Source organism: Ruegeria sp. AL11 (genome assembly GCF_056540865.1).
Map to the genome: position 1 here is coordinate 11991 of NZ_JBQFXO010000016.1, position 22223 is coordinate 34213.

Annotated in this window: 24 protein-coding genes; 13 read left to right on the forward strand and 11 right to left on the reverse strand. The window is 59.5% G+C overall.

All coding sequences use genetic code 11. The features are described 5' to 3' along the window. A complete protein-coding gene (locus tag ACR0IP_RS21580; protein WP_480527889.1) occupies nt 1-759 on the reverse strand; it encodes a TVP38/TMEM64 family protein in 759 nt (252 codons plus the stop codon). 269 nt (nt 760-1028) lie between these two features. Here ACR0IP_RS21580 and rpmH point away from each other — a divergent pair, with 269 nt between their 5' ends. Genes rpmH through yidD form a run of 3 tightly spaced genes read left to right on the forward strand, consistent with a single transcriptional unit; the run spans nt 1029 to nt 1848 of the window. Then, complete coding sequence (gene rpmH, locus ACR0IP_RS21585) at nt 1029-1163, forward strand: 50S ribosomal protein L34 (protein WP_005980833.1); 135 nt, start codon at nt 1029-1031, stop codon at nt 1161-1163. A gap of 26 nt (nt 1164-1189) precedes the next feature. Then, nucleotides 1190-1615, forward strand: a complete 426-nt coding sequence (gene rnpA / locus ACR0IP_RS21590) for a ribonuclease P protein component (protein ID WP_480527891.1) — start codon at nt 1190-1192, stop codon at nt 1613-1615. A 29-nt stretch (nt 1616-1644) separates the two neighbouring features. Next, nucleotides 1645-1848 carry a membrane protein insertion efficiency factor YidD gene (gene yidD, locus ACR0IP_RS21595; RefSeq protein ID WP_480527893.1) on the forward strand — a complete coding sequence of 68 codons (204 nt, stop codon included), beginning with the start codon at nt 1645-1647 and terminating at the stop codon, nt 1846-1848. Here the strand turns inward: yidD and ACR0IP_RS21600 are convergent. Continuing rightward, nucleotides 1845-2780: an alpha/beta fold hydrolase gene (locus ACR0IP_RS21600; protein WP_480527895.1), complete on the reverse strand. Its 936-nt coding sequence runs from the start codon at nt 2778-2780 to the stop codon at nt 1845-1847. The two genes, yidD and ACR0IP_RS21600, sit on opposite strands and share 4 nt — an antisense overlap. A gap of 113 nt (nt 2781-2893) precedes the next feature. Here ACR0IP_RS21600 and ttcA point away from each other — a divergent pair, with 113 nt between their 5' ends. The 10 genes from ttcA to ACR0IP_RS21650 all read left to right on the forward strand — a co-directional run bounded on the left by ttcA (nt 2894) and on the right by ACR0IP_RS21650 (nt 12733). Beyond that, complete coding sequence (gene ttcA, locus ACR0IP_RS21605; protein ID WP_170469425.1) at nt 2894-3787, forward strand: tRNA 2-thiocytidine(32) synthetase TtcA; 894 nt, start codon at nt 2894-2896, stop codon at nt 3785-3787. Nucleotides 3788-3853: 66 nt separating this feature from the next. Beyond that, nucleotides 3854-5389: a putative bifunctional diguanylate cyclase/phosphodiesterase gene (locus tag ACR0IP_RS21610; protein ID WP_480527897.1), complete on the forward strand. Its 1536-nt coding sequence runs from the start codon at nt 3854-3856 to the stop codon at nt 5387-5389. Nucleotides 5390-5515: 126 nt separating this feature from the next. Further along, entirely contained in the window at nt 5516-7345 is a 1830-nt protein-coding gene (yidC, locus tag ACR0IP_RS21615) for a membrane protein insertase YidC (RefSeq protein ID WP_170375940.1), read from the forward strand. Next, on the forward strand, nt 7342-8079 hold the full coding sequence (locus ACR0IP_RS21620) for an MOSC domain-containing protein (RefSeq protein ID WP_480527899.1): 738 nt from the start codon (nt 7342-7344) through the stop codon (nt 8077-8079). Before yidC ends, ACR0IP_RS21620 begins: the two co-directional genes overlap by 4 nt. After that, nucleotides 8076-8729 (forward strand): ribosome biogenesis GTP-binding protein YihA/YsxC, encoded by a 654-nt coding sequence (yihA, locus tag ACR0IP_RS21625; protein WP_480527901.1) that lies wholly within the window; start codon nt 8076-8078, stop codon nt 8727-8729. The genes ACR0IP_RS21620 and yihA overlap by 4 nt, the downstream gene beginning before the upstream one ends. Then, nucleotides 8726-9094: a DUF2946 domain-containing protein gene (locus tag ACR0IP_RS21630; RefSeq protein ID WP_480527903.1), complete on the forward strand. Its 369-nt coding sequence runs from the start codon at nt 8726-8728 to the stop codon at nt 9092-9094. Before yihA ends, ACR0IP_RS21630 begins: the two co-directional genes overlap by 4 nt. Before the next feature lie 69 nt (nt 9095-9163). Further along, on the forward strand, nt 9164-10567 hold the full coding sequence (locus ACR0IP_RS21635; RefSeq protein ID WP_480527905.1) for a PepSY-associated TM helix domain-containing protein: 1404 nt from the start codon (nt 9164-9166) through the stop codon (nt 10565-10567). Between the two features lie 115 nt (nt 10568-10682). Continuing rightward, nucleotides 10683-11546 (forward strand): acetylglutamate kinase, encoded by an 864-nt coding sequence (gene argB, locus ACR0IP_RS21640; RefSeq protein WP_170375950.1) that lies wholly within the window; start codon nt 10683-10685, stop codon nt 11544-11546. 18 nt (nt 11547-11564) lie between these two features. Next, a complete protein-coding gene (locus ACR0IP_RS21645) occupies nt 11565-12239 on the forward strand; it encodes a ferredoxin (protein ID WP_480527907.1) in 675 nt (224 codons plus the stop codon). Next, nucleotides 12236-12733 carry a histidine phosphatase family protein gene (locus ACR0IP_RS21650; protein ID WP_170644173.1) on the forward strand — a complete coding sequence of 166 codons (498 nt, stop codon included), beginning with the start codon at nt 12236-12238 and terminating at the stop codon, nt 12731-12733. Before ACR0IP_RS21645 ends, ACR0IP_RS21650 begins: the two co-directional genes overlap by 4 nt. A gap of 44 nt (nt 12734-12777) precedes the next feature. On the opposite strand, the gene ACR0IP_RS21655 is transcribed toward ACR0IP_RS21650, so the two are convergent. The 9 genes from ACR0IP_RS21655 to ACR0IP_RS21695 form a co-directional block, all read right to left on the reverse strand. After that, entirely contained in the window at nt 12778-13569 is a 792-nt protein-coding gene (locus ACR0IP_RS21655) for an amino acid ABC transporter ATP-binding protein (RefSeq protein ID WP_170375957.1), read from the reverse strand. Nucleotides 13570-13581: 12 nt separating this feature from the next. Next, a complete protein-coding gene (locus tag ACR0IP_RS21660) occupies nt 13582-14880 on the reverse strand; it encodes an amino acid ABC transporter permease (RefSeq protein WP_170375959.1) in 1299 nt (432 codons plus the stop codon). Between the two features lie 3 nt (nt 14881-14883). Continuing rightward, nucleotides 14884-16116, reverse strand: coding sequence for an amino acid ABC transporter permease (locus ACR0IP_RS21665; RefSeq protein ID WP_480527910.1), 1233 nt, complete (start codon nt 16114-16116; stop codon nt 14884-14886). Nucleotides 16117-16241: 125 nt separating this feature from the next. After that, on the reverse strand, nt 16242-17258 hold the full coding sequence (locus ACR0IP_RS21670; protein WP_170375963.1) for an amino acid ABC transporter substrate-binding protein: 1017 nt from the start codon (nt 17256-17258) through the stop codon (nt 16242-16244). Nucleotides 17259-17465: 207 nt separating this feature from the next. Continuing rightward, nucleotides 17466-18173, reverse strand: coding sequence for an ATP12 family chaperone protein (locus ACR0IP_RS21675; protein WP_480527912.1), 708 nt, complete (start codon nt 18171-18173; stop codon nt 17466-17468). Between the two features lie 4 nt (nt 18174-18177). After that, nucleotides 18178-18849, reverse strand: coding sequence for an HAD-IA family hydrolase (locus tag ACR0IP_RS21680; protein ID WP_170667867.1), 672 nt, complete (start codon nt 18847-18849; stop codon nt 18178-18180). Further along, complete coding sequence (locus tag ACR0IP_RS21685) at nt 18846-19889, reverse strand: RluA family pseudouridine synthase (protein WP_480527914.1); 1044 nt, start codon at nt 19887-19889, stop codon at nt 18846-18848. Before ACR0IP_RS21685 ends, ACR0IP_RS21680 begins: the two co-directional genes overlap by 4 nt. Before the next feature lie 117 nt (nt 19890-20006). Then, nucleotides 20007-20813 carry a crotonase/enoyl-CoA hydratase family protein gene (locus ACR0IP_RS21690; protein WP_480527916.1) on the reverse strand — a complete coding sequence of 269 codons (807 nt, stop codon included), beginning with the start codon at nt 20811-20813 and terminating at the stop codon, nt 20007-20009. A gap of 94 nt (nt 20814-20907) precedes the next feature. After that, nucleotides 20908-22221: a replication-associated recombination protein A gene (locus ACR0IP_RS21695; RefSeq protein WP_480527918.1), complete on the reverse strand. Its 1314-nt coding sequence runs from the start codon at nt 22219-22221 to the stop codon at nt 20908-20910. Between the last annotated feature and the right edge of the window lie 2 nt (nt 22222-22223).

The window sequence follows — 22223 nt, forward strand, 5'->3', positions numbered from 1 at the left end:
TCAGGCGTCCTTTTTACCGCGCAGGGCTTTGATCAGAATGGGCAGAGCGGCCAATACGCACAAGCCTATGATCGGACCGATAACAAAGGGTTCCCAAAGCAGCGAAACATCAGGCGTTTCGCCGCGATCAAAGACACCGCCTAGGCCGACGCCGATCCAGGTGTAGACAATCCCGCCCGGAATGATGCCCAGCGCCGTCGTGAACAGGAAGTTGCGGAACTTCACGCCCACCAATGCGGGGACCAGATTGGCTACAAAGAACGGAACCACGGGCACAAGACGCAGCAGGAACAGGACCGAGATCTCATTCTCGCGCAGGCCGTCCTTGAGTTTCTTGATGGTCCCTTCCGAGGATTCGAGGCGCGCCGTCAGCGATTCACCCAAGCCCCAGCGCGCGGCCAGAAAGATGGCGGATGCGCCGATCGTGGCCGCGAACACATTGAACGCGGTGCCTGCGAACAGGCCGAACAGGAAACCACCGGTCATCGAGGCGACGGCGGCTCCCGGCAGGGAAAACGCCACGATCACGATATAGATCCCAACGAAAGCTGCGGCCATGGCCCAATAATATTCATCCCGCCAAGCCAACAAAGCCTCGCGATTGTCGCGCAGGGTTTCAAAACTCAGGTAGTCCCCAAGGGTGAAGAACCCCACCGCGGCAACGGTCAGGATCACAAGCAATGGAATATGGCGCGCAAACCCGCTGCGCGGTGCTTGGGTCGTTTCGCTCATCTGACTGTCCGGCTTTGATTGTTTCATTCTGACCTCAACATGCGCTGCCTCGTTGTCCTGCAACAGGCCCCTCACGCGGCCTTGAACTCTGTGGCCGGGAATGTGAGGGTTCGGGGCGCAAAAAACCGGATTCTGAAATCTTTTGACCGGCCAGGTTACAGAATTGTTGCAAAAGGCGCGAAAACCCGTGCCTTGGGGTTTGACTTACCCCCCGCTTGGCAGTAGAGGACGGGCTTCGAACACTCGGGCCAGGCGAATCCGCGCCGCACCCACCGCTATAGATTGGAGACGGAGCGATGAAACGCACCTATCAGCCTTCGAACCTGGTTCGCAAACGCCGCCACGGTTTCCGCGCGCGCATGGCCACCAAAGCCGGCCGCAAAATCCTGAACGCGCGCCGTGCACGCGGCCGCAAATCGCTGAGCGCGTAAAACGCCTCACCGATCAGGTTATGAACATGACGCCGCCGGAGGCCCCTGAGGATGGTATCAGCCAACCGAGGGTCAAGCCCCCGGCGGCGTCCGTTTGCGCGCCCAAACCTCTGACCATTCTCAAGAATCGTTCTGATTTCCTGAAAGCAGCGCGGGCGCGTCGACAAGGCACATCCTCGATGATGGTGCAGGCGCGCAGGCGCGCTTCGGACGAGGGCGCAGGCATTCGCGTCGGGTTTACGTGTTCCAAAAAGGTCGGCAATGCGGTGTCCCGCAACCGCGCCAAGCGCCGCCTGCGCGAAGCCGCCCGCGCAGTCCTGCCCACACAGGGGCATGACGGCTGGGACTATGTCCTGATCGGCCGCGCCGAGGTCACCGCCGGGCGGGCGTTTGACGCCATGCTCGACGATCTGCGCTATGCGCTGCGCAAAATCCATGCCCTTCGCAAATGACCCTGCTGGCGCGCATATTCGCCCTGCCCGTGCGCATATACCGTTTGGTTTTCAGCCCGTGGGTCGGATTCAATTGTCGCTACCAACCGACCTGTTCGGCCTATGCGTTGGAAGCGCTAGAGAAACACGGCGCGATCAAGGGCGCGTGGCTGGCCGCCCGTAGAATCGGGCGCTGCCACCCATTGGGCGGCACGGGGTATGACCCGGTGCCCGAGAAATCCGAAGACGATTAGACCAGCGCCAGATTCCCTCGGTCCGTAAACTTTCGGGTCGGGATAACCTCACGATCCAACTTCCCAAGCAGAGTGTGGTGCAAATCCTCGTAGAATCGTGGCGAGTCGAAATACCAGCTGTGGCTGGCGGATGGCCCATCCGGGTAATCCGCGCGATTGTCATTGAAGAACTTGCCGCAATATAGGTTGACCGCCTTTTCAGGGTGGTCTGAGGGCATACCCACACGCCCCAACCGGCGCGAAACGCCCACGCGCTTTACCTCAGAGATCGAAAGAACCTCATCAAACGGGCTGTAGTAGCAGGTCAACCTCGTGCAACGCCGCATAAGGGATGAGGTCTTGGCGCTACCCTGACGGAAAGACTTGGCCGAGACATCCGCCGCGACAAAGGCGATCTGGCTAGTGGTCCAACTGTGCTGGGCGATCTCATGGTCGTCATCGGCGTAATCCATAGCCTCGCGCACCAGAAAGGTACCCATGGAATGCGCCAGAACGTGAACATTGTGGGGGCAATCAGGGGTCTGCATTTTGGACAAACGTCTGATCCCGTCATTGAACAACTTGTCCGCCGAGCGCCGGGCATCGGCCCTGTCCGAGCTGTAGCCCAAGACCGAGCCGTCGCTTGGCCAGTCAAAGCTGACGATCACACCTTTGAAGCCATGGGCCTCAAGCCCTTTGCGGATCTTGCGGTGCCGCTCCAACATCTCGAACTGCTCGGTGTTGAAGCCATGCACGAAAAAGACGATGTGGCCCTTTTCGTGATCTGTTGCTCCGGCGGCCTGCTGCACCTTGTCCAGCCAGTCAGAGATTCGGATTTCATGTTTACGTGCTGGTGTCTTTACGTTGGACGGTATCGCCAGATAGCGCGCCTTGCCCAGTTTGTTTGAATAGGTATTGCCGCTGCGTCCGCGGACGGTAAAGAAATAGTCCATTTTAAACTCCGTCGATAAATCCGCAGAGCATAGCACAGGCGGCGCTTTCCCCAAAAACTGGCCCGGGTTCACGACACCTTGCCCGCGCGCATCCTGCGCTGTAATCACGGCCCATGTTTGATGAAGCCGACGATATCCATCCGCTGTTTGCTGGCGCGCCCTCGACGACCGAGTTCAAGAAGCTGCGCAAACGCATCGTGCGCCAGACCCGTGAGGCGATCGAGCAGTACGGGATGATCGACCCGTCTGCCCATGACAAGGACGGCAAGCCGCCACGCTGGCTGGTGTGCCTGTCGGGCGGCAAAGACAGCTATACCCTGCTTGCTGTTCTTTATGAGCTGAAATGGCGCGGGTTGCTGCCGGTCGATTTGCTGGCCTGCAACTTGGATCAGGGACAGCCGGGCTTTCCAGCCACCGTCCTTCCCGAGTTTCTGGATCGGATGGGCGTTCCCCACCGGATCGAGTACCAGGACACCTATTCCGTTGTGATGGACAAGGTTCCCCAAGGCCGGACCTATTGCGCCCTGTGTTCGCGCCTGCGCCGGGGCAACCTGTATCGCATCGCACGGGAAGAGGGCTGCTCGGCCGTGGTGCTGGGCCATCACCGCGATGACATTCTGGAAACCTTCTTCATGAACCTGTTCCACGGCGGGCGTCTGGCAACAATGCCGCCCAAACTGGTTAATGAGGAAGGTGACCTATTCGTCTTCCGCCCACTGGCCCATGTGGCCGAGGCCGATTGCGAGAAATTCGCCAAGGCGATGAATTACCCGATCATTCCCTGCGATCTGTGTGGCAGTCAGGATGGGTTGCAGCGCCAGCAGGTCAAACAGATTCTCGATCAGTGGGAAAAGAACAGCCCCGGCCGCCGTCAGGTTATGTTCCGCGCCCTGACCAACGCCCGCCCCTCCCATTTGCTGGACCCAAAATTGTTCGACTTTTCAGGGCTTTCCCTGGATCTTGGCAAAAAAGACGAAAATTCGGCTGAAATTCCGCAGTTGCGTTAACGTCTGACTCAGACTGGTTTCCTACGGTTCACCTTGAGCGCTCGATGCCCAAGGCCCGGAATAGCTATGCGGAAACTTCCTGATTTTGATCGTTTTCTCCGTCCTGTGACCTCTGCCCTCAGCGGGCCATCTGCGCTGGCCTTTCTGCCAGCGCTCAGCCTTGGGGCTTTTTGGTTGGGCGGCGAACGTGCGCTTGTCAGTGTGACGCTTGGGGTACCTTTGATGTTCGCAGTAGCTGGGATTGTGAGCAATAAGTCGAAAAGGCGTGCAGGGCAGGCAATCTGTGGTGTGCTGCCGAACGACCAGTTCAATCTGGCACTGACAGAAAAGTTAGAAATCGCGCGACAGCAGGAGGCTGGCATAGCCTGCATCGCCATTGCAATCGACGGCTTTCCCGAGGTTGTGGATATTCACGGCCAGGCCGCCGCCGATCACATCCACCAGCAGTTCTGCAGCCGGGTTCTTTCGATGATCCGCGACGATGACATTGCGATGTTGGTCGGGTACGACGGCTTGATGATCGGGCTGCACCCGTCGCAGCAATTGGATCTCGAGGCCTGTATTCAGATGTCCGGGCGCATCCTGTCTGTGGTGGAAGAGCCGATCATGCTCAACGGAATCGGCCTCTACCTGACGTGTTCGATTGGTTTTTGCCAGAACAATACTTTTTCTGGCGACACGGTTGCAGACTGGAAAGCCGCAAGTACCGATGCGTTGACCGAGGCACAGCGCTGTGGGCCCTCGACGATTCGGGCCTATTCCTCCGAGACCCGGCGCAGGTCACTGGTCCGAAGCAATCTGCGCAAGGAGTTCGAGGCGGCACTGGATCATGGCGATATCCGCCCGTGGTTCCAACCACAGGTATCCACGGATACCGGCCGCGTTACGGGTTTTGAGGCGCTGGCCCGGTGGGAACATCCGCAAAAAGGTGTACTGAGCCCTCAAGTCTTCCTGCCCTTCGCCGAACAAGCCGATTTGATGGAGCGTTTGGGTCAGGCCGTCCGGAACCACGCCTTCACCGCCATGCGGTCCTGGGACAGGGCGGGCGTTATTGTGCCACGTATGGGCGTCAACTTCTCCTCGGATGAGCTGCGCGGACCTAGTTTGATCGACCGCCTCAAATGGGAGCTTGATCAATTCGACCTGACCCCCGACAGGCTGACCGTCGAAGTGTTAGAGACCGTCTTTTCCCGCCGCCCCGACGACGTGATCACCCGCAATGTCACCGGCCTTGCGGCTTTGGGGTGTTGTATTGATTTGGATGATTTCGGCACCGGCCATGCCTCAATTGCGTCGATCAAGCGGTTCAACGTCACGCGGATCAAGATCGACCGCTCATTCGTTGCCAAATCCGATCAAGACCCCAGTCAGCAACAGATGGCCAGCGCCATCCTGACCATGGCAGAACGTTTGAACCTCGAGACGCTGGCGGAAGGGGTCGAGACACCAGGGGAACATGCCATAATGGCCCAGCTTGGATGTGATCACGTGCAGGGCTTTGGTATTGGCAAGCCAATGCCGTTCGAAAAGACATTGGACTGGATGGCCGCGCACAACGGCAGGATGAACGGGGTTCCGAAAATCGGACGCCAAACCGGCTGAATTCCGTGAAAGAGTGGCCTGGAATGCCACGGCGCGACGAATTTACGGCCGATTCCGCTTGACCTTTGGGCCTGCACTCTATTGAACCCTGCGGGTGTCTTTCACTGCTCAAGGTGGCTGTCCCAGATGGACGATCAGAACAAGAATCTCATCCTTGCAACCGCGCTCAGCTTTCTCGTGATCCTGGTCTGGTTCGTGTTGTTCCCTCCGCCGGAACCCACGCCCGGAACGGAACAGACCGAGATTGCAGCAACCGAAGGGTCAGAGATTCAAACGCCCAGCGCAAGCGGCACCGGAACGGTTGGCGAGGCAACCGCGACCGCGGAAGAGGCTCAGCCCGAAGAGCAAGCGCCGCGCGTTGCGATTGATACGCCCCGTCTGAAAGGCAGCCTGTCGCTGTCGGGCGGCCGCATTGATGAGCTGTTCCTGAAGGATTACAAAGTCTCGCTTGAGGAAGACGCACCGATCGTCGAACTTCTGGCCCCGGTCGGGTCGGACTCGGCCTATTACGCCCTCTATGGCTGGGCCCCCGGATCCGGCGTGAGCGGCACGGATGTTCCCGGCCCTAACACCCTTTGGACGCTTGAGCAGGGCGAGACATTGGGCGTAGACACCCCCATCACACTGGCGTGGGACAACGGAAACGGCCTGACCTTCCGCCGCACAGTCTCGGTGGACGAAAACTACATGTTCTCGGTGACCCAATCCGTCGAAAACGCCACCGGCGCCGAGGTTAGCATGGCCCCTTACGGCATTCTGGCCCGCCATGGCATTGGCGAAGACGGCGATCTGCCGGGCCTCAAGAACTTCTTCATCCTGCATGAAGGCGTGATCGGCATGGCCGACGGAACCTTGACCGAGGTCGACTATGGCGATGTCCGTGACTTCGACATCGACCCGAACGAACGCGCGCAGGCCGAGGTCTATCAGGTCAAAGAAGACGGTTGGATCGGGTTCACCGATCACTACTGGATGACAACACTGATCCCCGAGCCCGGATCGGCCTTCAAAGCAGCCGCAAAATACGATTCTCGCCGCAAAATCTATCAGACCGAAACAGTGCTTCCGACCCTGACAGTGGCTCCGGGTGCAACGGAAGAGGTCAGCACCCGCCTGTTCGCGGGTGCGAAGGAATGGGAAGCCATTCGGGAATACCAATCCGAGGGTGTTCAGAAATTCATCGACAGCATCGACTGGGGTTGGTTCTTCTTCCTAACGAAACCGATTTTCTGGCTGCTGCACAACATCAACCTTCTGATCGGTAACATGGGTTGGTCCATCATCGGCCTGACGCTGATCATCAAGGCGATCCTGTTCCCGCTGGCATTCAAATCCTACGTCTCGATGGCGAAGATGAAGGAACTTCAGCCGCAGATGGAGGCCCTGAAAGAGGCTGCGGGCGACGACCGTCAGAAGATGCAGCAGGGCATGATGGAGCTGTACAAGAAGGAAAAGGTCAACCCCGCAGCGGGCTGTTTGCCGATCCTGATGCAGATCCCGATCTTCTTCTCGCTGTACAAGGTGATTTTCGTCACCATCGAACTGCGTCAGGCCCCGTGGTTTGGTCCTTTCCAGGACCTCAGCGCACCGGACCCGACCTCGATCTACAACTTGTTTGGCTTGTTGCCCTGGGCCGCACCCGCGCCTGAGAGCTTCCTTGCGCTGATCTTTATCGGGATCCTGCCCCTGCTGTTGGGTATCTCGATGTGGCTGCAACAAAAGCTGAACCCGGCGCCAACCGATCCGACACAGGCGATGATCTTTGCCTGGATGCCGTGGGTCTTCATGTTCATGCTGGGCGGGTTTGCCAGCGGTCTGGTGGTTTACTGGATTGCCAACAACACCATCACCTTCACCCAGCAGTATCTGATCATGCGCAGCCAAGGATATAAGCCGGACGTGTTCGGCAACATCAAATCCGGCTTCAAGCGCACGCCGAAAACGGACGGCAAATGAGCGGGCAGGTCTCAGCCCTCTGGCGGCACCCGATCAAGAGCCATGGGCGAGAAGCCCTGACCGAGATCACTGTACTCCCCGGGCAGACCATGCCCGGGGATCGTGTTTGGGCCGTCGCGCATGAGGCTGCCAAGACCGACGGCTCGGAATGGGCACCTTGCGTAAATTTCAGCCGCGGCGCGAAGGCGCCCAAGCTGATGGCGATCTCGGCCGAATCCCACGGCGATAGCGTGACCTTGCGCCACCCTGATCGTCCGGATCTGAGCTTTGCGCCCGATACCCAGCAAGACATCTTTCTGGAGTGGGTCAAACCGCTGATGCCTGCGGATCGCGCCGCATCGGCGCGGATCGTGCGTGTGCCCGGTCGGGGCATGACCGACAGTGATTTCCCCTCCATCAGCCTGTGCAACATGGCCAGCCACCGCGCAGTCGAACAGAAGCTGGGCCGTGAGCTCTCGCCCATCCGCTGGCGCGGCAATATCTGGTTCGATGGCCTGCCCCTGTGGGAGGAGTTCGATTGGCTCGGGCGTGAAGTTCAGATTGGACAGGCCGTGTTCCACGTGCGCGAACGGATCACGCGCTGTCTGGCAACCACTGCCAACCCCGACACGGGCGAGCGGGACGCAGATACACTTGGTGCCCTGAACAGTTGGGACCATCAGGATTTCGGCGTTTATGCCGAGGTGATCCGAGGCGGTGAAATCCGCATTGACGATAAGGTTCAACTGCTATGACTGCCCTGCCCTTCCCTCTGGCCGAAGATCCTGACGCGTTCGCGCTGGAGCGTGGGCGCAAGCTGTTTGCAGGTGAATCCGAGTTCGTCAAAGGCGTCGTCGCGATGAACGGCCTGCCCGCCCCCGACCGGCTTGAGGTCTGTTTTGCTGGACGCTCGAATGTCGGAAAGTCCAGCCTGATCAACGCGCTGACCGGCACCAAGGGCCTGGCACGCGCCTCAAACACACCCGGCCGCACGCAAGAGATCAACTTTTTCACCCAAGGTCCTGAGCTGTATCTGGTGGACCTGCCCGGCTATGGCTACGCCAATGCTCCGGTCAAGGTAGTTGAGAAATGGCAGCGGCTGTTGAAGCAGTATCTCAGCGGGCGGCAAACTCTGCGTCGAGCCTTTGTTCTGATTGATGCGCGCCACGGGGTGAAGCCTGTGGATGACGAGATCATGAAGCTGCTGGACACGAGCGCCGTGACGTTTCAATGCGTCATGACCAAGGCCGACAAGGTGAAGGCCAACGACCGCGAGAAAGTGCTGAACCAAGTGCGTACAGCCCTGTCCAAACACCCTGCCGCATACCCTGAGATCGTTCTGACATCCTCGGAAAAAGGGGATGGGGTGCCGACGCTTCGCTCGATCATCGCCCATCTAGAATGACCCTGATCCTGCGCGTCTTTGGTGTTCTGACCCTGCTTGCACTGCTCGCGACCAGTGCAATTCCGCAGGGATGGATGCCAGCGCAAGGCAATGACGGCAAGATCCTACTGGTGCTTTGCACAGGTGAGGGAACGGTCGAGCAATGGGTCGATCTGAACCCGGACGATCCGATCCATGATGAGAATGACACGCGCTCCATGTGCCCTTTTGCGGGGCTCACTGCGGATGCCAGTTTGCCCGGATTTGAGTTGATCATTCCAGCGGATTTCCAATTGCAGCCGCGCTGGGATCATTCCGATTTCACCCATCGCAGTGCAGGGCTTTACCCCCGCTATGATGCGCGGGGACCACCCCACTCCTCCTGAAACAGCGAAACCTTGTTTTGACCCTGCGCGCACCTGCGCGCGAGGGATGTCTGTATATGGAGATTTCAAATGGCAATGGATAGCCAAACTTCGGGCACAGCCCCGATGCAGAATACAGCTGCGCAAAAATTCTACTTCGCCGCGTGGCGGTGGCACTTCTACACCGGGATTTTCGTGATCCCGTTTCTGATCATCCTCGCCGTCACCGGTTTGATGATGATGTTTATCACTCAGTTTGACGGGCGCGATGGCGAAAAGATCGCCGTCACGGTCGAAGGCAAAGCCCTGCCCGTCTCGCAACAAGCTGAGGTCGCTTTGGCCGAGGTTCCCGGGCAGGTCATCGAATGGATCGGCCCCAAGGCCGAGGATCTGGCCACCGTCTTCCGCATCAAAACTGATGCAGGTCAACGCTTGGTGGCGGTTGACCCCTACGCAGGTCAGGTTCTGGAAATCTGGGATCGCCGCGCCGGATGGTATGATCTAGCGGACAATATCCACTCGACCCTTCTGATCGGTACCACTGGCGACCGCATCCTTGAAATCGCCGCAGGCCTGAGCCTCGTTCTGGTGTTCACCGGTCTCTATCTATGGTGGCCACGCAGCAATGCGATGGCGGCATTTGTGCCCAACCTCAAGGCGCGAGGGCGCGCGTTGTGGAAGTCCTTGCACGCAGTGGTCGGCTTCTGGATGTCGTTGTTGCTGGTCGTCTTCCTTATCTCGGGCCTGTCTTGGGCCGGGGTCTGGGGCGGTATGATCGTTCAACCCTGGAGTAGCTTCCCAGCGGAGAAGTGGGACAATGTGCCCTTGTCGGATGAAACCCATGCCAGCATGAACCACGGTCATCAGAACGACGTGCCGTGGGCGCTTGAGCAAACGCCCATGCCTTCCTCCGGCTCTGACGCGGGCATTGAGGGCGTGCCAGAGGGCACTTTAGTCGATATCGACGCGCTAGTCGCTTTGGGAACGGCATTGGAGATGAGCGGACGATTCCGAGTGGCCTATCCGGGCGGCAAAGATGGCGTCTGGACGCTCAACCGCGACAGCATGAGCAGCGACTCGACCGATCCCGTGAACGACCGAACTGTCCATGTCGACCAATACACCGGCAAAATCCTGGCCGATGTACGGTATACGGACTATTCGCTGATGGGCAAATCCATGGCCGTTGGGATCCCATTCCATATGGGGTTGATGGGCACGTGGAACTTCATTCTCAACGTGGTGTTCTGCCTATCGGTGATCTTCGTCTGCGTCTCGGGCGTGGTGATGTGGGTCAAGCGCCGCCCGCAAAAGGCGCGTCGTCTGGCGGCTCCACCGATGCCTGCGGAATTGCCGCTGTGGAAAGGCGCGGTCCTGATCGGGCTGTTCACAGCTATGGCTTTCCCGCTGGTAGGGCTGACCCTGTTGGGTGTACTGGCCTTCGACCTGCTGATCCTCAGCAATATTCCCGCGATGAAACGCGCGATGAGCTGATCTGAACAGGGTTCGCGCCAACCCGGCGCGGCTCTCGTATTCTGCATTTGCAGCGGTATGGTCTTGGCAGCCCGGTCCAAACGCCCTAACAGGGTGGATCAGAGGACTGACAGCCATGAAGACACGAGACATGAACCGGGACTGGATCGCCACCGCTGCAACCCTTAACAGCGCTTTGCCCTATTTGCAGCGCTACGATGGCGCGATTGTCGTCATCAAGCTGGGTGGCCACGCCATGGGCAGCGACGAGGCGATGGACAGCTTTGCCCGCGACGTCGTGCTAATGCGGCAGGTCGGTGTGAACCCGGTGATCGTGCATGGCGGCGGACCGATGATCAACGCGATGCTCAAACAGCTGGACATCCAGTCCGAGTTTGTGGGCGGCAAGCGCGTCACCGACAAAGCGACGGTCGAAGTGGTCGAGATGGTCCTGTCCGGCCTCGTGAACAAGCGGATCGTGCAGGCGATCAACCGTCAGGGCGGCACCGCTGTGGGCCTGTCGGGAAAGGACGCCAACCTGATGACCTGCGAACAGACCGATCCTTCGCTGGGCTTTGTAGGGTCTCCGTCGAAGATGGACCCCAAGGTCCTGCACGACCTGTTCTCGCATGACGTGATCCCGGTCATCGCGCCTCTAGGCGCGGGCACCGAGGGAGAGACCTTTAACGTCAACGGCGACACCGCTGCGGGGGCTATCGCCTCGGCACTGAAAGCGGATCGCCTGCTGCTGCTGACGGACGTCTCGGGCGTCAAGAACGCTGCTGGCGACGTCGTGACCGAGCTGAAGGCCGGTCAGATCCGTGAAATGACTCTGGAAGGCACCATTGCCGGTGGTATGATCCCAAAGACCGAAACCGCGCTGGATGCGCTGCATAGTGGAGTGCGTGCGGTGGTTATTCTGGACGGACGCGCGCCCAACGCAGTCCTGCTGGAGCTGTTCACCGAACACGGCGCCGGGTCGCTGATACGCCCCGACTAATACCAAACCGGAGGAGATATGACCCAACAGCCCGCCTCCTCTCACAACATTTATGACCGTGTCGAACGCGCGGCGCAGCGGGTTGGGCTGATCGTCATGGGCGCGCTGCACCCGCGTCAGGTTCAAGCGAAACAACTGGATGGCGGAACGCTGATCCTACTGGGCGCAGGGTCCGAGTTCTGGCCCCAGTTGAAAGCCGCGCCGGAATGGCAGGGCAAGGACCCGGTCGATCGCTGGTCACTACGTGTGGTCAGCCAACTGGCTCAGGACTTGGGGGCCAAGGCGCATTTTCCCTTCGGCGGCCCTCCATACGCGCCGTTCATTGACTGGGCGTTGAAATCCGGGCGAACCTTCAGCAGCCCGGTGGGCGCGCTGGTACATGACCAGATGGGCATGATGATCTCACTGCGCGGCGCGCTTCATTTCGACGATGAATTCGCGATTCCCCAAGCAACCGCCCCTTCGCCCTGCGCCTCATGCGCAGCGCCTTGCACGCAGACCTGCCCGGTGGGTGCGCTGAATGATCAGAGCTTTTACAATGTCGACGCCTGCCACGCTCACCTTGCCACGCCCGAGGGGCAGATCTGCATGACCGGAGGGTGCCTCGCGCGCCTCTCCTGCCCGGTCAGCGCCCGCGCAGGCCGAGACCCGGACCAATCCGCACATCATATGAGGGCTTTTCATTCGTCATGACACACACCCTGATCCTGACCCGCCATGCCAAGTCCAGCTGGGATGATCCCAACCTCAGTGATCATGAGCGACCACTGAACAAACGTGGGCGAGCCTCAGCCCCGGCGATTGGATCTTGGCTCAAGAAAAACGGCTGGGTCCCGGATGAGCTTCTGAGCTCGAACTCGGTCCGAACGCGTGAGACCTGGGACCACATGGGTCTGAATGCTGAAAACGCCTACTACGCCTATGACCTCTATCTGGCGGGGCCGGATGCGATGCTTGCCGAGTTGAAAACGGCAACAGGCCGAACTGTGATGATGCTGGGCCACAATCCCGGGATTGCCCAATTCGCGGCTCAGCTTGTCGAAACCGCGCCTGAGCACGCACGGTTCCACGACTACCCGACCTGCGCCACAACGGTGATCCAGTTTGAGATCGACAAGTGGTCCGACATCCAGAAGCACAGAGGCAAGGTCTTGGGCTTCGCTATCCCGCGCGAGCTTCTGAAATAAAAAAGGCGGGGCAAAACCCCGCCTTTCCTTTGGTTTAACCTCGATCAGTGTCCGAGGATCTGGCTGAGGAACAGCTTGGTGCGTTCGCTCTTCGGGTTGTTGAAGAACTCTTCCGGTTCGTTCTGTTCCACGATCTGGCCGGCATCCATGAAGATAACGCGGTTGGCAACCTGACGCGCAAAGCCCATCTCGTGGGTCACACAGAGCATGGTCATGCCTTCTTCGGCCAGCTCAATCATGGTGTCGAGCACCTCTTTGATCATCTCCGGGTCAAGCGCCGATGTCGGTTCATCGAACAGCATGATCCGCGGCATCATGCAGAGCGAGCGGGCAATCGCCACACGCTGCTGCTGACCACCGGACAGTTGACCCGGGTACTTCAACGCCTGATCGGGGATCTTCACCTTCTCGAGGAAATGCATCGCGCGCTCTTCAGCCTCTTTCTTGGGCGTTTTGCGCACCCAGATCGGGGCCAGCGTGCAGTTCTCCAGAATGGTCAGATGCGGGAACAGGTTGAAATGCTGGAACACCATGCCAACCTCGGACCGGATCTTGTCGATGTTTTTCAGGTCATTCGACAGTTCGATCCCGTCCACCACGATCTTGCCCTGCTGGTGTTCCTCCAGCGCGTTAAGGCAGCGGATCAGGGTGGATTTGCCCGAGCCGGACGGGCCCGCGATCACAATCCGCTCGCCTTGGTTGACGGTCAGATTGATGTCGCGCAGCACGTGGAATGAGCCGTACCACTTGTTCATTCCGTTGATATCGATGGCGACCTCGTCGCTCACCTGCATCTTCGAGCGGTCGATTTCGCGGTCAATTGCAAGTTCAGACATGTGTTGAACTCCTTAGTGATGATCGGTGGCAAGGCGACGCTCGAGCCACTGAGAATATTGAGAGATGCCGTAGCAGACGACGAAGAACAGAAGCGCGGCAAAGCCTAGAAGCTCCCAATAGACGCCGTTCCATTCGGTTGACGCCAGGATGGGGCCTCGGATCATGCCCACCAGATCGAACATCGAAATGACCGAAACCAGTGTGGTGTCCTTGAACAGGCCAACGGCCACGTTCACGATACCAGGGATCGAGATCTTCAGAGCCTGCGGCAGGATGATCAACCGCATCGCCTGAGGGTAATCCAGACCAAGGCTGTCTGCTGCTTCATACTGTCCACGGGGAAGCGCTGCCAGACCGCCGCGGATCACCTCGGCGATATAGGCGGCTGAGAACATGGTGATCATGATCACAACGCGCAGGAACAGGTCGACCGTGCTGTCAGGCGGGAAGAAGTAGGCCAGCATCACCGAAGCCACGAACAGCAGCGTGATCAGAGGCACGCCACGGATGAATTCGATGAAGATGACGCTCACCCACTTGATCAGCGGCATGTCGGACTGACGGCCCAGTGCAAGGGCTATGCCCAACGGAACCGACAGCGACACACAAGTGACACCCAGCATCATGTTCAGCATGAAGCCTCCGAGATCACGGCTGGGAACAGCTGTAAGCATCGCGTCTTCAGAAGCACCTTCCGGTATCAGCGCTCCGCCAACATTCCAAACGACAAGCGCCACAACGATGGCCCCGAAGAAGCCGGCCGCAAAGCTGTTCTTGCCGAATTTCTGGAAAACGGCGCCGCCCGCGACGCAACCCAGCAGAGCCACAAGCGGGACCAGAATGGTGCCACCCCAGATCAGCCAGAACGCAATGAACGGGTAGAGCGCCGTGAAGATCAGCATCTTGCGCGGCAAGTCGAAGAACAGCACCGGCGCAAAGGCCACCAGCATCAGCACAAAGGCCAGGTTGGGGCGCCAGTACGCGTCAACCGGGTATTTGAAGCCGTAGATCAGCTGAGGCCAGCGTTCGGTCAGAACCGCAAAACACGCGCCTGTCTTGCCACCTAGAATCTCACGACACTCTGCCAGCGAGTTCGCATTCCACACCCCGTTCAGAATCCACGGCAGCGTATTCTTCAGAAGGATGTAGATCAGGATCAGCGACAGAACCGTCAGGATGGTGTTGGTAACGCCCGAGAACAGGTTCTCGCGCAGCCATTTGACCACGCCCGTCTCATTCGCCGGGGGCGGAGAAGGTGGGATGGTGCCTTCGGCCACGAAAGCGATCGGATTGGTTGTTTGATCGGCCATGGCTCAGCGCTCCTTCAACTTGACGGATGCGTTGTAGACGTTCATCACCATCGAGATCACCAGCGAGGCGGTGAGGTAGAACAGCATCAGCAGTAGAACGCATTCGATCGCACGACCGGTCTGGTTCAGGGTGATACCGCCCAACGTCGCGGTAATATCCGCATAGCCCACGGCAATCGCCAGAGACGAGTTTTTGGTGATGTTGAGATACTGCGAAATCAGCGGCGGAATGATCACCCGCAGCGCTTGCGGCAGGATGACCAGATTCATGATCCGACCCTGACGCAGACCCAGCGCGGCTGCAGCCTCAGTCTGACCTTTCGAGATCGCCTGAATACCGGCCCGCACGTTTTCCGCGATAAAGGCCCCGGTGTAGATCGACAAGGCGAACCACAAAGCGATCAGCGGACCACCGACCTTGATACCTCCGCTGAAGTTAAAGCCCTTCAGCGCGGGAATGTCCCAGGTCAGGCCCATCAGAACCATCAGCAACGCAAACGGCACCAGCCAGACGCCCAGTTTCACCAGCAGCGTTCTGGGGCGTTCACCGGTCTCTTCCTGCTTCTTGGTCGCCCGCTTTTCGATCTCGCGCGAGGCGAACCATGATCCGACCAGACCGGCAATCACCAACAGCCAGTTCAGAATGGTTACACTGAACAGACCATGTACGAATTCCGGACGGGGGATATAGACCCCACGGTTGGTGAAGGCGAAGGCATCAAACAACATGCTCGACGTCGGGTTGTCGCCGCGGAACGCCCGCGGGCCCGGCAGAACGGCCGTCATGATCGTGAAGATGATGATGATCCAGATCAGAACCGGAATGTTGCGGAAGATCTCGACATAGACTGCCATCAGCTTTGAGACGAGCCAGTTGTTCGAGAGCCGCAGAACCCCGGCGATCACACCGAATATCGTTGCGGTGATACAGGCCAGAAACGCCACAAGCAGCGTGTTCAATAGCCCAACAACCGCTGCCCGCCCATGCGAGGACTGGCTGTCATATTCGATCAGACGCTGGTTGATGTCGTACCCGGCGGAATCGCCGAGGAATGTGTAGGATATGTTCAGGCCGGCGGCCCGAAGGTTCTGGATCAGGTTGTTGCCCAGATACCAAATGGATAGCGCAATAGCGATAGCCGCGATCACCTGAAAGGTCAGCGATCTGTAGCGGGTATCGTTTATGAGCATCGACAGCCGAAAATCAGCTTTCGGCGGGTCAGTCATAGTCGACATATTTTGGAATCCCCGTAGCTAGCGGACTTTGTTTTTATGGCGAGGTTGTCCCCGCTCTGCGTCCGTTCGCGTAAGTATTAGTGAAAAAGGGCGCAGGATGTCCTGCGCCCTTTTCCGTGGATGTCTTAGCGGAAAGGCGGCGAGTACAGCAGGCCGCCTTCGGTCCACTGAGCGTTCAGGCCGCGTGCCAGACCGATCGGAGTTTCTTCACCGATGTTCTTGGCAAACACTTCACCATAGTTGCCGTCCGCCTTGATGGCGCGCATGGCCCACTGTGCGTCCAGACCCAGCATCTCGCCCAGGGTACCTTCGGTGCCCAGCAGACGGTTGACTTCCGGGTTGTCGGTGCCAGCTGCCAGCTCGTCGATGTTCGCCGAGGTCACGCCCAGCTCTTCAGCCGAAACCAGCGCGTTCAGGGTCCAGCGGACAACATCGCCCCACTCGTGATCACCGTGACGGACCAGCGGGCCCAGCGGCTCTTTCGAGATGATTTCGGGCAGCAGGACGTGATCACCAGGGTTTTCGAACGTGGCGCGGGTTGCGGCCAGGCCCGAAGCGTCGGTGGTGTAAACGTCACATGCGCCAGCCAGGTACTGCTGCTGCGCTTCGGCGTTGGTTTCGATCGGAACCGGCTCGTAGCTGATGTTGTTGGCACGGAAGAAATCGGCCAGGTTCAGCTCGGTGGTGGTGCCGGTTTGGATGCAGACAGTCGCGCCGTCCAGTTCCTTGGCCGAGCTTACGCCCAGTGCCTTGGGAACCATGAAGCCTTGACCGTCATAGTAGTTCACACCGGTGAATTCGAACTTCAGGTCGACGTCGCGGCTGAAGGTCCATGTGGTGTTACGGGCCAGCATGTCGATCTCGCCCGAGGCCAGAGCGGTGAAGCGCGTCTTGCCGGTAGTCGGAACGAATTCAACTGCGTTTGCGTCGCCCAGAACAGCGGCGGCAACGGCACGGCACAGCGATACGTCGAAGCCTTTCCATTCGCCATTCGCGTCAGGTGCAGCGAAGCCAACCAGACCGGTGGTCACGCCACAGTTCAGAGTGCCGCGCGCCTTGACGTCGTCTACAGTTCCCGCCGCGGCAGCACCTGCGGCCAGACCGGCCACTGTTGCCGCGCCCAAGATTACGGATTTTTTCATTTTTACCTCTTCCTGATTTTCCGCCCCGGTAAGGGCGGCTCTGCCCGGCATAGTGGATGCCGGAAAGGTTACCCCAAAGGTGTCTCCCCTTTAGTGGGCTTGAGTTTGGTCGCATTCATAAACAAACGTCAAGGGTCGGATCAGGGAAAACGATGGGTCTCCGCCTCTGGATTAGGCAGATGCGTAAAAAAACCAACGTTGGAAGGATCAAACAGAGAGATCGAAGAAGGTCTTGGCGTGCAAAAACGCGGCTTTCTTTGTTTCCGCCACGGCGTGGGCTTCGTCATCATGGCCCCATTGTTCGATCTGCCAGGCCTCATCAAGTCGCGAAATGCGCCATATCTCGTCCGGTTCGCGCCAGTCCTGTGCCGCCGCAAATCCCAGAATCAACGACCCGGACAAGCTGACCAGATCGTGGAAGGCCGCCAATTGAAACGCATCCAGCGCATGGACCTGCTGACGCAACTGCGCCAACGCCTCAGCCGATTGGGGCTGATGCAGGACACCCGCCACGGGAATCAGTCGGGCCTGCAGGGTCTCGGCCGCCCAGTCCAACGCGGGATCCCAGTCTGCGGCCTGACGCTCTTGCAGCTCTTGCGGATGGGTGGCGCGATAGCACAGCAGGTCAGAGTCTCCATAGTCCGCCAGCATATCCGCCACTTCGCCCTGCTGGATGCGCACCTTGTCGATCGCCGCATTGGCCGAGCGGGTAAAGGGCATGGTGGTCGGGTCGACCTCTTTGTCTTGTGCATCCCATTCAGCGGCAACGGCTTCGGCCATCGCTTTGGTCGGCAGAATCAATGCCGCCTTGGCTGGCGTTTTGACCCGGCGGCCATCCAGTTCGACCGTATAGCCGTCCTCGGCCTCGACCGTGGTGCTGTTTGTCCAAAAGCGTTTCGGTTTCCAGTCGCTCATGTCTTCACTTCCAAAGAGTGGCCAGCGTATCCGGCAGCTGGTCGAAGGTTTCAATCACACAAGAGGCCGCACTTAGCGCAGCAGTGTCGTGGTACCCCCACGAGACCCCGATCCCGGTGACGCCTGCAGCGGCGGCCATGTCCATGTCAAAGCTGGTATCCCCGATCATCACCGCATGCGCAGCCTCAACACCGGTTTCCGCCAACGCAGTCTGAACCATCGAGGGATGAGGTTTTGACGGATGATGATCCGCCACCTGACGGGTCACGAAATAGCGCTCCAACCCATGCGCTTCGATCAGCGCATCCAGACCGCGTTGCGATTTGCCAGTGGCGACACCCAACAGAATTTCGGGCACCGCATGCAGGGCTTCGATCGCGTCGCGCGCGCCGGGATAAAGGGGGGAACTCGCCGCACCAAGATCCAGCCGATGCGCGTGATAGGCCTGTTTATAGCCTTCAACCAATTGCGCCTGAACCGTCGTCGACTGCTGTGGCACAAGCTGTGCAATGGCCAAAGGCAACGACAGGCCGACAATCGACAAAATGGCCTCACGGCTTGGCACCTCGACCGAGGCGGCCTGAAAACTGGCCGTCATCGAATGGACGATGCTGCCCTGACTGTCGACCAGCGTGCCATCGACATCGAACAGGACCAAACGCAGGGGTGCGCTCATTGCAGCTCCTCGAAGGGGTCGTCGGCGGCAAGGTCTTCGGTCCAGCCAAACGTGTCCCAGCTGTGCTTCATGTGCTCGGGCAGAGGGGCCTCAACCGTGATCGGCTTGCGGGTCATCGGGTGTTGGAAAGACAAACGGCGTGCGTGCAGGTGCAGCTTTTTGCTGATGATCCCGCCCAGTTGCGCGCCCCAGCCATCGCCGAGGTTTTCCTGACCCGAGCCACCATATTTGCCGTCGCCAATGATCGGATGCCCGATCGCGGCCATTTGCGCGCGCAGCTGATGGGTACGGCCCGTAATCGGCTCCATCGCAACCCAAGCGGCGCGGCCCGCGACACGATAGAGCGTCGCGTAATGGGTATGTGCTCGTTTCGCGCCCGGCGTGCTGTCGATGTCGCCCATATGGACGGGGATCATCTTTTCGCCCTCGCCCTGCTTGCCATGGCCCGAGGCCTTGACCAGACCAGTCTTGATCTCGCCCAGATAGGGTGTCGGCACTCCGGCGACTAAGGCCCAGTAAATCTTACGCGTGTCGCGGTGACGGAAGGCAGCAGTTAGGCCTTTAGCGGCCTCGCGCGTGCGGGCCAGCAGCAGAACGCCCGATGTGTCCTTATCCAGCCGGTGGACCAGCCGCGGGTTCTCGTCATAGCCAAAGCGTAGAGCCTCAGACAGGCTGTCGACGTGGCGGCTCTGACCGCTGCCGCCCTGGACCGGCAGGCCGTGCGGCTTGTTCAACGCGAGCACATGATCGTCGCGATAGATCACGCAGGACTGGATCATCTTCGCATCCGCCTCGGACACGCTGCGCTTTACCTCGGCCGGTTTGTGATCGGCATCCGGCAGCGGGGGAACGCGGACGACCTGCCCGACCTCCAGCCGGGTCGAGGCCTTGGCGCGGCTGCCATCTACGCGCAGCTCACCCTTGCGGCACATCTTTTCGATCCGCCCCTGGCTGACATGCGGAAACAGGCGGCGCAGCCAGCGATCCACACGCTGGTCTCCGTCACCTTCTGCGACCGTAATCATCTGCACGCCACTCATGCCATCGCCCCTTGTCCCGCGCGGCCGATCCGCCCGGAGTATCCTGTTACCACTGTCCAAGAAAACATGCGCGTCTGTGGCCTGCAACTGGTCGAGAGTCAAGCAATCGTAGGCGTTTCAGATATTCAAGAAATCTCCATGTCGTCCGGCCCCGTCTCGGAACCGCCCTGCGCCTGCGGTACCCTCCCGCCGGATCGCCTCCAGACCGTTGGCCCATTCTACCTTAAGCCCGTCGCGCACTGACATCCCGCGCGTTTCGATGATCGAGCGTCGGTCGGCCCGCACAGCCTCCTGCGGGAAGCGGGCGATGTCGTGGGCCATGGCTTCGGCAGCGGCCCGCGCTTCTCCATGCGGCACGACTTTCTCTGCCAACCCGATCCGATAGCACTCCTCAGCCTCGACCTTGCGCCCAGTCAGAGCGATCTCAAGCGCTTTGCCCTGCCCAACCAAGCGCGGCAAGCGAACTGTGCCGCCGTCCATCAGAGTAATTCCCCAGCGACGACAAAAAACCCCAAGGTAAGCCGTCTCAGCCATCACCCGTATGTCGCACCACAAGGCCAACTCCATCCCGCCGGCGACGGCTGCACCGTCAATGGCTCCGATAACTGGCTTTGACAATTCCAGCCGAGACGGCCCCATTGGCCCAAGCGTCGAGGTAGCGGATCCAATAGGAAAGCTGTGTTTCTCGTAATATGCCTCACCCAATTCAGGGTCAGCCAGACTGGCGGCCAGCTTCAGGTCCCACCCGGCACAGAAATTGCCCCCCTTCCCCCAGAAAACGGCAACCTTTGCGGGGCCGTGTTCGAACTCAAGAAACGCATCCACCAGAGCCTTAGCATGATCCGGGTCAACAGCGTTCCGCGCCTCGGGCCGGTCATGGATGATGGTCCAAACGTCTTCGGTTTTGTCAATGGAAACGGGCATGACATGTCCTCCCTCATGGTCATTGACCGAAGGGAAACCGGATGTTTGCAACCTGTCGCCTGTGACGCTACGGCAGCGCGAAATTGACCCTGCGTTACCCGCTGTTGCGCTGCGTACGCAGTTTGGCGAAATAGTCCAGCCGTTTTTTCAACTCACGCTCGAACCCACGTTCGACCGGTTGATACAGCACAGGCCGCTTTATCGTCTCGGGGAAGTAGTTCTGACCCGAGAACCCATCTTCTGCATCGTGGTCATAGGCGTAACCGTCGCCATAGCCCTGATCCTTCATCAACGAGGTAGGCGCGTTCAGGATATGCTTCGGCGGCGGCTCACTGCCCGATTGCTTCGCCAGGCGCATCGCGGCCTTGTAGCCCACATAGGCCCCGTTCGATTTCGGGGCCAGCGCCAGATAGACCAGCGCCTGCGCTAGCGCCAACTCTCCCTCGGGGGAGCCGAGCCGTTCGTAGGTCTCCCACGATTGCAGACAGATCGCCTGCGCCTGCGGGTCGGCCAGACCAATATCCTCAACCGCCATGCGGGTGATCCGACGGGCCAGATAGCGCGGGTCTTCGCCCCCGGTCAGCATCCGCGCAAACCAATAGAGCGCCGCGTCTGGGTCCGAACCACGCACCGATTTGTGCAAGGCCGAGATCAGGTTGTAATGCTCATCGCCGGATTTGTCGTATTTCGCCGCGCGCCGCATCAAACGCGTCGACAACGCATCCGGGTCAAGCGGTGCGTCAACCTTCCATGCCGCAACCTGTTCGATCAGGTTCAACAAGGCCCGCCCGTCGCCATCTGCCATCTCGTGCAGTGCATCACGTGCGGCAGGCGTCAGGGGTAGCGCTTTGCCCAGCTCTTTCTCGGCCCGCTGGATCAGACGTTCCAGATCTGCGAGGCTCAGGCGCTCCAACACCAGAACTTGCGATCGGCTCAAAACCGCGGCGTTTAACTCGAACGAGGGGTTTTCGGTCGTCGCCCCGACCAGCAGGATAGTCCCGTCTTCCATGTGGGGCAGAAACCCGTCCTGCTGGGCTTTGTTGAAGCGGTGGATCTCATCCACGAACAGCAACGTCCCCTGTCCGTTTTGACGCTGGATCTTTGCCGCTTCGAATACCTTTTTCAGGTCCGGCACACCGGTAAAGATCGCGCTGATCTGAACGAAATGCAGATCGGTTTCCTGCGCCAGCAACCGCGCGATGGTCGTTTTCCCAACGCCCGGCGGCCCCCAGAAAATCAGGCTGGACAGGCTGCCTGAGGCCAACATGACCCCCAATGGCGCATCAGGGCCTAGAACCTGCTCTTGCCCGATCACCTCGGCCAGCGTTTGCGGGCGCAGGCGATCCGCCAAAGGACGGTGCGGGTTCGCGGCAGGCTCGGCCGCGCCGGTGTCGAACAGATCGCTCATGC